The 12,936-nt window shown below is 68.2% G+C and carries 13 protein-coding genes; 6 read left to right on the plus strand and 7 right to left on the minus strand.

Features of this window, described 5'->3' with window-relative positions:
• The first annotated feature begins 59 nt into the window (after positions 1-59).
• Complete coding sequence (locus QSJ59_RS05670) at positions 60-377, plus strand: hypothetical protein (RefSeq protein WP_285757608.1); 318 nt, start codon at positions 60-62, stop codon at positions 375-377.
• Between the two features lie 33 nt (positions 378-410).
• Here the strand turns inward: QSJ59_RS05670 and QSJ59_RS05675 are convergent, their stop codons facing one another.
• The 3 genes from QSJ59_RS05675 to QSJ59_RS05685 form a co-directional block, all read right to left on the minus strand.
• Positions 411-1,229, minus strand: a complete 819-nt coding sequence (locus QSJ59_RS05675; RefSeq protein WP_285757609.1) for an LOG family protein — start codon at positions 1,227-1,229, stop codon at positions 411-413.
• Positions 1,230-1,312: 83 nt separating this feature from the next.
• Complete coding sequence (gene dapE, locus QSJ59_RS05680) at positions 1,313-2,377, minus strand: succinyl-diaminopimelate desuccinylase (protein ID WP_285757610.1); 1,065 nt, start codon at positions 2,375-2,377, stop codon at positions 1,313-1,315.
• Between the two features lie 151 nt (positions 2,378-2,528).
• Positions 2,529-3,365: a 2,3,4,5-tetrahydropyridine-2,6-dicarboxylate N-succinyltransferase gene (locus QSJ59_RS05685; RefSeq protein WP_285757611.1), complete on the minus strand. Its 837-nt coding sequence runs from the start codon at positions 3,363-3,365 to the stop codon at positions 2,529-2,531.
• A gap of 300 nt (positions 3,366-3,665) precedes the next feature.
• Between QSJ59_RS05685 and QSJ59_RS05690 the strand changes: the two genes are divergently transcribed.
• Positions 3,666-4,520, plus strand: coding sequence for a hypothetical protein (locus QSJ59_RS05690; RefSeq protein WP_285757612.1), 855 nt, complete (start codon positions 3,666-3,668; stop codon positions 4,518-4,520).
• 47 nt (positions 4,521-4,567) lie between these two features.
• Here the strand turns inward: QSJ59_RS05690 and dapC are convergent, their stop codons facing one another.
• Positions 4,568-5,683: a succinyldiaminopimelate transaminase gene (gene dapC / locus QSJ59_RS05695; RefSeq protein WP_285757613.1), complete on the minus strand. Its 1,116-nt coding sequence runs from the start codon at positions 5,681-5,683 to the stop codon at positions 4,568-4,570.
• A 128-nt stretch (positions 5,684-5,811) separates the two neighbouring features.
• Complete coding sequence (gene fdxA / locus QSJ59_RS05700) at positions 5,812-6,135, minus strand: ferredoxin (protein WP_285757926.1); 324 nt, start codon at positions 6,133-6,135, stop codon at positions 5,812-5,814.
• A gap of 272 nt (positions 6,136-6,407) precedes the next feature.
• Here fdxA and QSJ59_RS05705 point away from each other — a divergent pair, with 272 nt between their 5' ends.
• The 3 genes from QSJ59_RS05705 (at position 6,408) to QSJ59_RS05715 (ending at position 9,051) form a co-directional block, all read left to right on the plus strand.
• Positions 6,408-6,629, plus strand: coding sequence for a putative acetyltransferase (locus QSJ59_RS05705; RefSeq protein ID WP_285757614.1), 222 nt, complete (start codon positions 6,408-6,410; stop codon positions 6,627-6,629).
• Positions 6,630-6,730: 101 nt separating this feature from the next.
• Positions 6,731-8,065 carry a hypothetical protein gene (locus QSJ59_RS05710; protein ID WP_285757615.1) on the plus strand — a complete coding sequence of 445 codons (1,335 nt, stop codon included), beginning with the start codon at positions 6,731-6,733 and terminating at the stop codon, positions 8,063-8,065.
• Between the two features lie 110 nt (positions 8,066-8,175).
• Complete coding sequence (locus tag QSJ59_RS05715; protein WP_285757616.1) at positions 8,176-9,051, plus strand: site-2 protease family protein; 876 nt, start codon at positions 8,176-8,178, stop codon at positions 9,049-9,051.
• Here the strand turns inward: QSJ59_RS05715 and QSJ59_RS05720 are convergent.
• Complete coding sequence (locus QSJ59_RS05720) at positions 9,009-9,491, minus strand: hypothetical protein (RefSeq protein ID WP_285757617.1); 483 nt, start codon at positions 9,489-9,491, stop codon at positions 9,009-9,011. The two genes, QSJ59_RS05715 and QSJ59_RS05720, sit on opposite strands and share 43 nt — an antisense overlap.
• Before the next feature lie 54 nt (positions 9,492-9,545).
• Positions 9,546-10,406 (minus strand): N-acetyl-1-D-myo-inositol-2-amino-2-deoxy-alpha-D-glucopyranoside deacetylase, encoded by an 861-nt coding sequence (gene mshB / locus QSJ59_RS05725; protein ID WP_285757618.1) that lies wholly within the window; start codon positions 10,404-10,406, stop codon positions 9,546-9,548.
• 110 nt (positions 10,407-10,516) lie between these two features.
• Between mshB and QSJ59_RS05730 the strand changes: the two genes are divergently transcribed.
• On the plus strand, positions 10,517-12,685 hold the full coding sequence (locus tag QSJ59_RS05730; protein ID WP_285757619.1) for a S9 family peptidase: 2,169 nt from the start codon (positions 10,517-10,519) through the stop codon (positions 12,683-12,685).
• Positions 12,686-12,936 lie beyond the last annotated feature (251 nt).

The following is a 12,936-nucleotide window of genomic DNA, read 5'->3' on the forward strand; positions in this document are numbered from 1 at the left end:
CGATTCCGGTCCCTCAGGCTGTCCGCTGCCCGGCGAGGTGGCGTGGGAGACTCGATCACGTGCCGACCGACGAGGTTTTCAGCGTGTTTCCGCCCGACGTAGGCGCAACGGACGCCTGCGATGCGGGGTACCGGCCGACGGTGGACCTGGTTCGTACCCTTACCGCAGGCTCCCGCCCGGTACTGGTGCGCTGCCGCCCCGGACCCGACGCGCCAGAGGACCTTGCCCAGACCCTGGCCCTGGTCTCGGTTTACGCGTGGCTCGGAGTGCGGTTCTTCGCCACGGGGCATCCGCTTGAGGTGCGCCAGGCCCTGGACCTGGTCGCGTCCGTCCAGGGTGCCCGGCCCCCTGCGGCAGCGCGCAGAGGGCTGGCCTGACTCCCCCTGTCCCGCAGCCGCGGGGCAGTCGGTTCAGCCGGCGTCCGCTGCCTGCTGTACGGCCTCGGCTCCCTCGTCCACCGACGCCTGCTCGGTCGCGGTGCGGTGTCCGATGATCTCGGCGTGTGCGGTGCGGATGATGTCCACGACCTCGTCGGGGTCGTCGGTGAGATGGATGAGGTCGGGGTCGTCCGGTGAGATGACGCCCTCGGAGAGCAGGGTGTCGCGGATCCAGTCCACCAGGCCGCCCCAGAACCGGGTACCGACCAGGATCACCGGGAACCGGGTCACCTTGCCGGTCTGCACCAGGGTGATGGCCTCGAACAGTTCGTCCAGGGTGCCGAAGCCACCTGGGAGCACCACGAACGCCTGCGAGTACTTCAAGAACATCGTCTTGCGGACGAAGAAGTACCGGAAGGTCACGCCGACGTCGACATGGGGGTTGAGCGACTGCTCGAAGGGCAGCTCGATCCCCAGTCCGATCGACGTGCCGCCGCCCTCCTGGGCACCCTTGTTCGCGGCTTCCATCATTCCGGGGCCACCGCCGGTGATGACGCTGTAGCCCTCCTTGACGATCTTGGAACCGATCGTCTCGCCTAGCGCGTAGTAGGGACTCTCCGGCTTGATCCTGGCCGAGCCGAAAACACAGACCGCCTTGCCCGTGTCGGCGAGAAGGCCGAAGCCCTCGACGAATTCCGACTGGATGCGAAGGACCCGCCAGGGGTCGGTGTGCACCCAGTCGGCAGGGCCACGGCGGTCGAGCAGGCGCTGGTCAGTGGTGGTGTCGGGAATGGCCTTACCTCGATAGGTCAGGGGGCCCGCCCGTCGCACGTCAGATTCAGATCGCGTCATAGCGCAACGCTACCCAGTCATCATGCCCAACCGTTGAAGGGCTGCGAACGTGGCGGGGACCGTTAGTTGTCGGGATGGGGATGCTACCCGTTGCCGGTCAGCCATACGGTCATCCGCTGCTCAGCACGCACGATCTCCGTCAGGGTGACGTACTCGTCCTTGGTGTGGGCCAGGGTGGGGTCCCCCGGGCCGTAGTTGACGGCGGGCACCCCCAGCTCCGACATCCGTGCCACATCGGTCCAACCGAGTTTGGCGCGCGCGTGTCCTTCGCCGACCGCGCGTACGAACGCCTCGGCCGCCGGATGGTCGAGGCCGGGGCGTGCCGGGGCGGCGGCATCGGTGACCTGGACCTCGAAGCCCGCAAAGACCTCTCGGAGGTGGGCCTCCGCTGCGGCGACCGAACGGTCGGGGGCGAACCGGTAGTTGACGGTGACCACGCACTCGTCGGGGATGACGTTGCCGGCGACCCCTCCACGCACGAACACGGCGTTGAGCCCTTCGTGGTACTCAAGTCCTTCGACCACGGGGCGGCGGGGCTCATAGGAGCGGAGGACGTCGAGGACCCGACCGGCATCGTGGATGGCGTTGCGTCCCATCCACGAGCGTGCACTGTGCGCACGTTCGCCGCGGACGGTCACCTCAACGCGCATGGTGCCTTGGCAGCCACCCTCGATCTGGCCGCCCGTGGGCTCCATTAGCACCGCGAAGTCGCCGGTCAACCACTGGGGGTTGTGTGCGGCCAGGCGCCGAAGACCGTTGCGCTCGGCGTCGATCTCCTCGCAGTCGTAGAAGACATACGTGACGTCGTGCACCGGCTCGGTGACAGTGGCGGCGAGCTTGAGCTGGACAGCGACACCGCTCTTCATGTCGGAGGTCCCACAGCCGTACAACCGTCCCTGTTCGATCCGCGAGGGGAGGTTCCCGGCGACGGGGACGGTGTCCAGGTGTCCGGCGATGACGACGCGCCGGGAACGGCCGAGGTCGGTGCGCGCCACGACCGAATCCCCGTCGCGCTCGACGGTGAGGTGCGAGCAGCCGCGCAGTGCCGCCTCGACGGCGTCGGCGAGCGTCCGTTCGTCCCCGCTGACCGACTCGATATCGACGATGGCTGCGGTGAGATCACGGACATCGGAACTGAGGTCCAACATGGAGAAGGCGCTTTCGTGGTGATCCGGATGATCGGACAGGGCGCTGTGCCGCCCGGGTCCGGGCGGCACAGCGGGAAACGACCGGCAAGCCGGGCACGGTGGCATCCGCCCGGACTTGCCCCGCCCGCGATTGCATGCGGGCGGCCATTGGTCAGGCGTTGACGCCGTGCTCGCGCAGCAGCTCGTTCAGGGCGAGCTTGTCGTGCTCCTGGCCTTCTTCCAACCGCTTGAGCACGAGCAGGCACGGCATGCCGAAGTCACCACCGGGGAAGCTCTTGACCCGGTTGGCGGTGACGCACACCGACCACGCGGGCGCCTCCCCGCGCTTGAGCTCTTCACCGGTCTGGGCGTCGAAGACCCGGGTGGAGGAGGTCAGGAGGGTTCCCGCGCCGAGCTTGGCGCCTCGGCGCACCCGGGCCCCTTCGACCACCATGCTGCGCGAACCGAGGAAGGCGTCGTCCTCGACGATGACCGGTGCGGCCTGCGGGGGCTCCAGGACACCGCCGATGCCGACCCCGCCCGACAGGTGCACGTTCTCACCGACCTGCGCGCAGGAACCCACAGTGGCCCAGGTGTCAACCATCGTGCCCGAGCCCACGTAGGCGCCGAAATTGGTGAAGGAAGGCATCAGGACCACACCGGGCGCGAGATAGGCACCCCAGCGGGCGATCGCGCCGGGCACGACACGCACGCCGTCGAACCGGGTCTTGAGGGGGATCCGGTCGTGGTGGTAGAAGTCCCCCACCTTGGACTCCTCCATCCCCAGGACCTTGAAGCTGAGCAGGATGGAGCGCTTGGCGCGTTCGTCCACGACGACCTCGTCGGTGGCGGGGTCCACGAACGCGACGCGGGCCTTTCCGGCGTCGAGTTCGTCGACGGCGCCGACAATGGCGTCGCGGGCTTCGGTGTCATCGGGGGTCAGCTCGGCGCGGCGCTCCCAGAGTTGGTCGATGGTGGCAGGAAGCGGACTGGTGAACGAGGTGGTCATGGCTGTGGAGCCTACCGGTCCCGACGGGGGGCGACCGAAACGCAATCCCCTGTGCGGGACGGTCTGCCCGCCCTTGGGACGCACGGCGCGGGGCTGCTTGCATGGTCGGTCTCCATCGCGTACCCGAGAGGTCCGTGCGACAACCCTTTACTATGCATGGGGAGGGCGTCCCCCACCTCGTTCTCCCGCTGTCCCGTCCGGTGTTCGCCCTTTCGGGTCGCACCGTCCGGTCCACCCTGTCAGACGAGGCGGTTTATCGCGCCATAGCGCGATTTCCCCCAATATCTATATGGTCTGCCCGTGCCCAAGAAGCGTCGAAGAATTTCCGCGTTCTTCAAGATCCTCATCGCGTTGACCCTGTCCTGCGGCGTTCTCGTCGCCGTCGGGTTCTACGTGATGCGGTCGGTCCAACCCATCGATATCTCTCCCCCGCCGCCGTCGGAGGGCTGTGTCGCGACGACCGAGGAGGACACCAACAACCTGGAGGTCGAACAGGCTGCCAACGCATCGACGGTAGCGGGAGTGGCCTTCTCCAGAACGCTTCCTCCGCAAGCCGTCGTCATCGCCTACGCGACCGTGTGGCAGGAGTCGAAGTTCTACAACATCCGGCACGGGGACCGGGACTCGCAGGGCCTGTTCCAGCAGCGGCCCTCCATGGCCTGGGGCACTCCTGAACAGATCACCGACCCCGTCTACTCCAGTGCGGCGTTCTACGACGAACTGGTCACGATCGACGGGTACACCGACATGCCGGTGCACGAGGCCGCACAGGCCGTGCAGCGCAGCGCCGACGGTTTCGCCTACGACCAGCACGAACCGCGGTCGCAGGCGATGACCAATGCCTTCACCGGCGCCGAGGGGCCGGCCGTGCACTGCTGGTTCGACACCGACAACGCGGTCGTCACCGACGTGGAAGGGGCTGCCACGGAGATGGAGCGGGTGTTTGGCATCCGACCCGACCAGCTCGACAAGGCGAAGGACCGCCAGACCGGCGAGATGGGCTGGGCGATGGCCCAATGGGCGGTGGCCCACGCCCATACCTATGGGCTGAACTCGGTGAGTTACGCCGACCGGCGCTGGACGATGGCCTCCGGGGCCCAGGGGTGGGGGGAGTCCGCCGACCCCACACCCGAGAACGAGGTCGTCCTGGGCTGATCGGATCGGATCCTGCCGGGGCCGCCCGCGGGCGGCCCCGGCAGGCGTCAGGCCAAACCGTCGAGACGCTTGACCGCTGCTGCTACACGTTCGTCGGTCGCGGTGAACGCCACCCTGACGTGCCCGGAACCGGCTGCGCCGTAGAACTCTCCGGGGGCCACCAGGATCCCCTGTTCGGCGAGGAGCCGCACCGCCCCCCAGCCATCGTGTTCGGGATGGGCGGCCCACAGGTAGAGTCCGGCCTCCGAGTGCGTGATGACCCAGCCGGCGCGCTCCAGCGCCCCGCGCAGCAGCGCGCGACGCGCTCCGTAGCGCTCCTTCTGCACGGCCGCGTGGGCGTCATCGTCCAGCGCGGCCGTCATGGCCGCCTGCACAGGAGCGGGCACGATCATTCCCGCGTGCTTGCGTACCGCCAGCAACTCCGCGACCAGTGCCGGGTCCCCGGTCACGAACGCCGCACGGTACCCGGCGAGGTTGGAACGCTTGGAGAGCGAGTGGACGGCCAGCAGTCCCTCGTGCGAACCGCCGCAAATGTCGGGGTGCAGGATCGACAGCGGGGTGGCGCCGTCCCAGCCCAGGTCCAGATAGCACTCGTCCGAAGCCACGACCACACCGCGCTCGCGCGCCCAGGACACGACTTTGCGCAGGTGGTCGCGGCCGAGGATCCGACCGGTGGGGTTGGCCGGGGAGTTGATCCAGACCAGGCCCGGGGTCTCGGGCCCCAGACGGGTGAATCCGTCGGAGGCTACCGGCCGTGCTCCGGCGATCCGGCTTCCGACGTCATAGGTCGGATAGGCGAGCTCCGGATGCACGACCGTGTGCTCGGCGCCCAGGCCCAGCAACGTCGGCAGCCAGGCAACGAGTTCCTTGGAACCGACGGTCGGCAGAATCGCGGAGGGATCGACGGTCACACCGTGTCGACGGGCCAGCCAGCCGGCGGCCGACGCACGCAGAGCGGCTTTGCCATGAGTGGTCGGGTAACCCGGCGAATCGGCGGCCGCGGCCAGGGCAGCACGCAGGGACTCGGGCACCGGGTCGACCGGGGTCCCCACGGACAGGTCGACGATGCCGTCAAAGTGACGCGCCGCGGTCTCCTTGTACGGGAGCAGCCGATCCCACGGGAAAATCGGCAGGCGGTCGACCACAGGACGTCGCTGGGCCATCGGTGATCGCATCCCCTCGTCGCGGTTTACTCGGGCGTGGTGAAAGCCGCCGCGCCGCCCGGTGGGGCGGCGCGGCGGGATGGTGCGGGCTGGGACACCGGCCGCGCTGACGCGACCGGACGTCCTTGCTATCCCTCGCCCTGCGGCGGTAGCGCCGCGATCAGCGGGTGGTCCTTCTCGACCTTGCCGAGTTTGGAGGCGCCACCGGGCGAGCCGAGGTCGTCGAAGAAGTCGACGTTCGCCTTGTAGTAGCCGGACCATTCGCCGGGCAGGTCGTCCTCGTAGTAGATGGCCTCTACGGGGCACACCGGCTCGCAGGCGCCGCAGTCGACGCACTCGTCCGGGTGGATGTAGAGCATGCGCTCGCCCTCGTAGATGCAGTCGACGGGGCACTCCTCGATGCATGCCTTGTCGAGCACATCGACGCACGGCTGCGCGATGACGTAGGTCACGTCGTACTCCTCTTCGGTCTTCGCCACGTTGACCGCGTATGTGGTTCCGCTATGCCACCAGTCTGACCGAGTCGGCACCCGAGCCGGAAACGGTGCCCTGACCCCGCCATCAGACGACGGTTGCGCGCGGTTAAGGATCAGCATCGTCGCGGTGGTGGGTTCGAGCGTCCAGGTGACATACGTTTCGCTGTACCTAGTATTGCGTTGTCGGGACCGTGAAACGCAATCGGGGGTGTGTCGGGGTGGCCTACGGCGGACGTTTGGAACATTCGGTGTCGTCCGCAGACCTCGGTCGGCGCGCTACTCTGCGCATCAAGCTCCCTGACGGACGGTTCCGGGATATCGTCGGGGTACTGGAGTGGTGGGACGCCGGCGTGATCGGCGTGCGGCGGCGCGACGGTTCCGCGGCACGGGTCGACGAGGCCGACGTGGTCGCGAGCCGGATCGTGCCCCAACAGCCACCGCCGCGGCGCAGGGCCGCGCCGGGTTCATAGTCGCTCCACCGGGGAAGTACTTCAGGCCAGGGCGTTCAACGAGACCAGATCCGTGGCGCCTCAAGCGATCGCGGTTCGACAGGAGGTGGCGAAGTCACGCCATGCAGGAGACCGTCGCGTCCGCTCTCGCCCAACTCGCGCGTATCGACCCTGCCGCGGCCACGACCGCCGAGAGCGCCCTTGACACTCTGATTGCCGGGCGCGGCTTGGAGGGCCTCAGCCAGCGGGCTGTGCAGGAGTTCTGCTGGCACGTGCTACCGGCCCGGTTCGCCTCCGACCCTGCCGAATGGCGTTTCATCACCGACTCGCTGGGCTCCCTGTTCCATCTCCTAGACCTTCCCCGCTACGCCGAGATCTGCGCCTGCGACCGCACCCACGAGATCCTGACCGCCTACTCGGTGTCGCACGAGAACGGGGTAGCGGCGTACGAGAAGCACATGCGCTCCTCCGGGATCCTGCCCCCGGATCTGTCCGAACTGACCTGGGGAACGGCCCTCGGCAGCGCCGAGATCGAGGCCCAGCACGCCACTTCGGCCGCCCTGGAACTGGCGATAGCGGCGGGCGACGTGCGCCCGGGAGCGCGCGGTTGGCGCACGGCGCAGGAGGAGCGGGCACGCGCGTTCCTCATCCAGCCCGACGCCCAGGGACGCAGCAGGCTCGACAAGATCCGCCGTGAACGCGTCCAGGAATGGCTCTCGTCGCCCTTTCATCCGCACCGCAAACACCTGCTCCCACTGGGCGGGCAGATCGCTTCGGGCGCGGAGATCCCACACGACGCGCCCAAGGCACTGGCACCGGTACAGCGTCTGCTGGACTACGCCGACGAGGGCATCGGACTGACCCAGATCGGTTACATCTCACCGACCGTCGTGCGGGAACTGTGTACCGAGTTCGACTGGACCACCACTCCCGCGCCCCCGCGCAGCGAGACCGACGCCATGCAGTTGATCGCCCTTCACAAACTGCTGCGCAACATGCGCGCGGTACGCCGCTCGGGCCGACGGCTGATCCTGACCCGGCGTGGGCGGCAGTTGCACGACAACACCGACGAACTGTGGCGGGCGGTGACCGAGAGCGTTCTCGTCACCGACGGTTTCGAACAGGCCGCCACGGAGACGCTGCTGGGCCTGCTCCTGCTGCGTTCGCCGCGTTCGGCCGGCAGTCCCAGTCGTGACGAGAACGTGGACATCGCTGAAGAGGCCCGCCTGGTGCTGGCCAAGGCCGGGTGGGAGCACGACAACACCGGCGACAGCCCGGAGACCCAGCAGGTGCGCTCGGTACTGATCACCGTGACCTGGCTACTGGAGACGCTTGGATGCATCGTGGGCCGTGACCTTCTGGGCGAGGGGCGCTCCAAACGGCTCACCAAGGTCGGACGGGCGTTCGCACTGACCGCCATCCACCTGTCCGCGACGACTCCACGGGCTTCGCTCTAGACCGCTCCCCCGATCGGGTGTCGTGTCGGCACCCCATAACCTGGCTGGTACCGCGGTTGCCTCCACGTCCGCGGCAACAGCCCACCAGGATCGCCAACAGCGGGAGCACCATGTCCACGCCGGAACCGGACCAGCCGCGGGAGCCCGACGAGCAGGGCCCCGCGGGCCAGCCCGCGCGAGCCGGGACGGTCTCCCTCTCGCCTCCGTCCCGGTTCGACTTCGTCCCGAGTCCGGTCTTCGCTTCCCTGCTGTTGCTGGCCGCAGCCGCCGGATGGCTGTCCTGGACACGGTTGGAGGGGGAGTACCTGGACGGCCAGACCAGCTACGCGGCTTTCGCACTGATCCTGATCGGCTGGGTGATCTGCCTGGCACTGCACGAGTTCGCGCACGGACTGGCCGCCTACCTGCTCGGCGACCGGTCACTGCGCTCCAGCGCCTACCTCCGGCTCAACCCGCTGAAGTTCAAGGAATTGTTCGCCGGCCTGATCCTGCCCCTGGTCTTCCTGTTCCTGGCGCGGGTGGGAATGACCGGCCCACCGGTCTACCTCGACCCCGACGCGGTTCCCGGCCGCGCCAAGAGGACGGTGATCGCGCTGAGCGGTCCGGCAGCCAACGCGGTGTTGGTACTGGTGCTGACGGTGGTACTCAAAACGCTGGTCCCCGGTGGAGCCATCACCAACAACTGGGTGCTCGACGCCCTGGTGTTCCTGTGCTTCCTCAACATCACCGCGCTGGTGCTGAACCTGCTACCGGTGCCGGGAACCGACGTCTTCGCGGCGATCGCTCCCCACATCCCCGGAACGTGGGTCAGGGACAACGCCAGGGCCCTGGGCATCTTCGGCTCGGTGGCGATCTTCGCGGTGCTGTCGCTGCCCCCGCTGCGAGCAGGGATTCTGGAGCTGATGGGGGCGGTCTTCGAGGTGGTGACCGGGCTCTCCGGGAACTACGTCCTCGGCGGTGCCACGCTCTTCTTCATCTGGGGCTGAGTGTTCATCAGCGTGCCCAGCACCGCAGCGAGGACCCCACCGTAGAGGAACACGTAGTTGACCGGGGTGGACGTCATCAGGACGTCACCCGAGCCCGACGGCGCGATCAGGGCGAGGCTGGCGAGCACCCAGCCAAGGGCCAAGGACGCACCACCGACCACGGATCCGACCGCCCAGCCCGCGACCCGGCAGGCCAAAAACACCGCGACGAGGAGAAGTACCACGGTGAGAGCGGCCAGCGCCTGGCCCGCCGCACCAGTGAGCCAGAGCCAGGACAGCCAACTGACCGAGAACCCCGTCACGATTCCGCCGACCAGACCGAGCGCCGCGAGGAAGACCGGGCACAGCACACCCAAGGCGGTGTTCAGGGTGTTCTCCAGTGCGGATACGTCCTTGTGGGCGTAACCGCTCTGCGGGGTGTGCGACGAGGAAGTGCTCACGTTCAGCAGCGTAGCGCCAGCCCCCGGCTGCGGGAGCGGCGAGTCGTGCACTGATCAGGCGAACAGGTCCGTCTCGTATCCGTCGGTGACGCGGCGGGGCGCCGGACCGCGCAGGAGCGTGAAGTACTCGGTCGCGCTGATCTCCTGGGCGATGTCGTTGGACAGCGCGAACCGCTCGCCTTCAACGGTGATCTGGGTGCTGTGCGCACGCATCGCCAGCGCCTTGGCCGCCCAGTACCGGGAGCCGTCGACCCTGGTGGTGACCAGCTCGTCGGAGGTACCGGGGGCGATGTCCTCGATGGAGGACGGCGGCGTGAACGATCCCGGTTCTCCCTGCAACCGTGCAACGGACTTCTCCAGTACCGAGCGGGGATGGGCGATCGCATAGAGCTTGCGGGTCTGCCACGGCGGGCCCGGCAGCGTGCGTTCCGCCGCCTTGCTGAAGGCGCGCTTGGTGACACGGTGCGCCTGGATGTGGTCGGGATGGCCGTAACCGCCGTTTTCGTCGTAGCTGACGACGACATCCGGACGCACCTCGCGGATGATCGCGGCGAGCCGGTGCGCGGCTTCCTCCACGTCAGCACGCCAGAAAGAAGCCGGATGATCATTGGTGTCCGCGCCCATCATCCCGGAGTCGCGGTAGTGGCCGCGCCCGCCGAGGAAGCGGTGGTCGCGCACGCCCAGCGCGACGCACGCCTTGGCAAGCTCCCCGGCCCGATACTCGCCGAGGCCGCCCTCGCGGTCTGCGGCCAGGTGGGCGAGGTCGGCCGGGATGACCTCCCCCTCCTCACCGAGGGTGCAGGTCACCAGAGTCACCTCGACGCCCTGGGCCGCATAAGCGGCCATTGTCGCCCCCGTCACGATGGACTCGTCATCGGGATGGGCGTGAACCAGCAGCAAGTGACGCTCTCTCATACTCGGGGACGATACCTGGCGGAATCGAAGGCGCGCCGATGGACCCTCTGCGCCTCGCCGGTGCCGGGTGCCGCCCTCCCGAAAGCCGCTCGGGCTGCCACAATCAACGCATGACTTTTGCACGTCAATACGCCCGCACCAGGCGATTCATGCTCGGCGTTCCACGATCGTTCTCGATCTCCCCGGACGGACGACGTGTCGCGTTTTTGCGCGGCCGACACGGGACCGATCCGGCCGCCTGTCTGTGGGTACTGGAGTGCGTGAGCGGAGACGAGTGGGTCGTGGCCGACCCGCGCGCGATCGGGTCGGCCGATGAGGACCTGCCGCCCGAGGAGCGTGCCCGCCGGGAGCGGCTACGCGAGTCCGGCGGCGGGATCGTCTCCTACAGTGTCGACGCCTCCTTCACCCGGGCCGCTTTCACGCTCTCGGGTCGGCTCTACTACGTGGAACTGGTCGGCGACAACGCCACGCCACTGGAGCTCCCCGCGGTGGGGCCGGTCATCGACCCGGTTCTCGATCCCAAGGGCGAGTCGGTGGCCTACGTCAGCGGTGGGGCGATCCACGTGATCGGAATCGGTGACGGATCCGACCGGGTGATCGCCGAGCCCGACGGCCCCGACGTCACCTGGGGGCTGGCCGAGTTCCTGGCCGCCGAGGAGATGAGCCGCTACCGCGGTATGTGGTGGTCCCCCGACGGTGCTTCCTTGTTGGCCGCCCGGGTCGACGACTCAGCGGTGCGGCGGTGGCACATCTCCGACCCCGGAAACCCCGAGGCGGCACCGCAGGTGATGGCCTATCCCGCCGCGGGCACCGACAACGCCGAGGTGCGCCTCGCCGTGCTGGCGGTATCGGGCTCCGAGGCGAGCGCGCCGCCGCGCCCCGCCTGGCTGGACTGGGACCGCGAGGCGCTTCCCTACCTGGTGTCCGCCGGATGGACCACCGGCCCCGAAGGCAACCCCACTGCGGTGTTCAGCGCGCAGAGCCGCGCCCAGGACGTGCTAACGGTGTTCAGTGCCGACCCGGTCACCGGGCTGTCCTTCGAATTGCTGACCGAGCGTTCGAAGACGTGGGTGGAGAACATGCCGGGGATTCCGGCGTTCACCGGAAGCGGTCGGCTGCTGTGGCTCGGGGTCCGCTCCGGGGCGACCGAACGCGTGCTCTACGCCGGGGAGGAGCCGATCAGCATGCCTGGGCAGTACGTGCGGGCGCTGGCCGACGTCGACGGTGAGCGGGTGCTCTATTCGGCTTCGGAGCCGGGTGTACCCCACCATGTGGGGTTGTGGCTGCACGATCTGAAGCAGGGATCGTGCACCGAGGTGGAGTTCCCTGGGGCGCAGGGCCCGGGAGTCCACAGTGGACGTCTGAGGGGCGACACCCTGGTGGTGCAGCGGCGTGACCTGTCCGCTCCGGGAGTGCGCACGGCTGTGGTCCGGGAGGCGAGCACCGAGACCCGACAGCGGGTGGCGGAGATCGCAAGTTTCGCGGAGCGCCCGGACCTTCCCGGGGTGAACGTACGAATCGCCTCGGTGGGTGAACGCCGAATCCCCGCAGCACTGGTGCTTCCGTGCTGGTACGAGGTCGGATCGGAGCCTCTTCCCGTGCTGATGGACCCCTACGGAGGCCCGCACGCCCAGCGGGTGCTCGGTGCCCAGGGCGCCTACCTGACCTCGCAGTGGTTCGCCGACCAGGGATTCGCCGTACTCATCGCCGACGGGAGAGGCACTCCGGGTGTCGGCCTGGAGTGGGAGCACGCCATCCACAAGGACGTGTCGGAGGTGGTCCTCGCCGATCAGGCGGAGGCGCTGCGCGGCGCCTCCGAGGAGTTCGGGGTCGAGCTGGACCTGGACCGGGTCGCGATTCGCGGCTGGTCGTTCGGCGGATACCTGGCGGCGCTGGCGGTCCTGCGCCGGCCCGACGTGTTCCACGCCGCGATCGCGGGGGCGCCGGTCACCGACTGGCGCCTGTACGACACCCACTACACGGAGCGGTACCTGGGATTCCCCGACAGCGACCCGTTGGCCTACGAACGGGCTTCACTGCTGGGCGACGCCTCCGGGCTCCGGCGGCCGCTGATGTTGGTCCACGGACTCGCCGACGACAACGTCGTCTTCGCGCATTCACAGCGGCTTTCCTCCGCCCTACTGGCAGCTGGCCGACCCCACACCGTGCTGCCTTTGTCAGGAGCCACACATATGCCAACCGATGAAGTAGTTTCGGAGAATTTGCTCCTGCTTCAGGTGCGTTTCCTACGCGAATCCCTTGACCTCGACGCCGAATAGCGACGATTACCGAAGACGAACGGGCGGCCTCCTGGGGAGGCCGCCCGTTCGCTATTCGAAACCAGGTCGACTACCGGACCCAGCCAAGTGAACACGCAACGTAGTTAAATTCCCCACGAACATGGCCTGATCCGGCCACCGGAAAACATTGTTTTCCCATCGTGAGCATGTTCCGCGCCGGACAAGAGGGGGTTCGACAGGGCCGCCACTTTGCGGTTTATCCCGATCGCAACAAACGGCCGACACCCAGA

This window comes from Nocardiopsis ansamitocini (assembly GCF_030268225.1).
In the GTDB taxonomy this organism is placed as follows: Bacteria; Actinomycetota; Actinomycetes; order Streptosporangiales; family Streptosporangiaceae; genus Nocardiopsis_D; species Nocardiopsis_D ansamitocini.

What these genes read in the sequence shown, in the direction of transcription:
- QSJ59_RS05675 (WP_285757609.1), bottom strand. Translation starts at nt 1,229, where the DNA reads ATGACGCGATCTGAATCTGACGTGCGACGGGCGGGCCCCCTGACCTAT.
- dapE (WP_285757610.1), bottom strand. Translation starts at nt 2,377, where the DNA reads ATGTTGGACCTCAGTTCCGATGTCCGTGATCTCACCGCAGCCATCGTC.
- QSJ59_RS05685 (WP_285757611.1), bottom strand. Translation starts at nt 3,365, where the DNA reads ATGACCACCTCGTTCACCAGTCCGCTTCCTGCCACCATCGACCAACTC.
- dapC (WP_285757613.1), bottom strand. Translation starts at nt 5,683, where the DNA reads ATGGCCCAGCGACGTCCTGTGGTCGACCGCCTGCCGATTTTCCCGTGG.
- QSJ59_RS05710 (WP_285757615.1), top strand. Translation starts at nt 6,731, where the DNA reads ATGCAGGAGACCGTCGCGTCCGCTCTCGCCCAACTCGCGCGTATCGAC.
- QSJ59_RS05715 (WP_285757616.1), top strand. Translation starts at nt 8,176, where the DNA reads ATGTCCACGCCGGAACCGGACCAGCCGCGGGAGCCCGACGAGCAGGGC.
- mshB (WP_285757618.1), bottom strand. Translation starts at nt 10,406, where the DNA reads ATGAGAGAGCGTCACTTGCTGCTGGTTCACGCCCATCCCGATGACGAG.
- QSJ59_RS05730 (WP_285757619.1), top strand. Translation starts at nt 10,517, where the DNA reads ATGACTTTTGCACGTCAATACGCCCGCACCAGGCGATTCATGCTCGGC.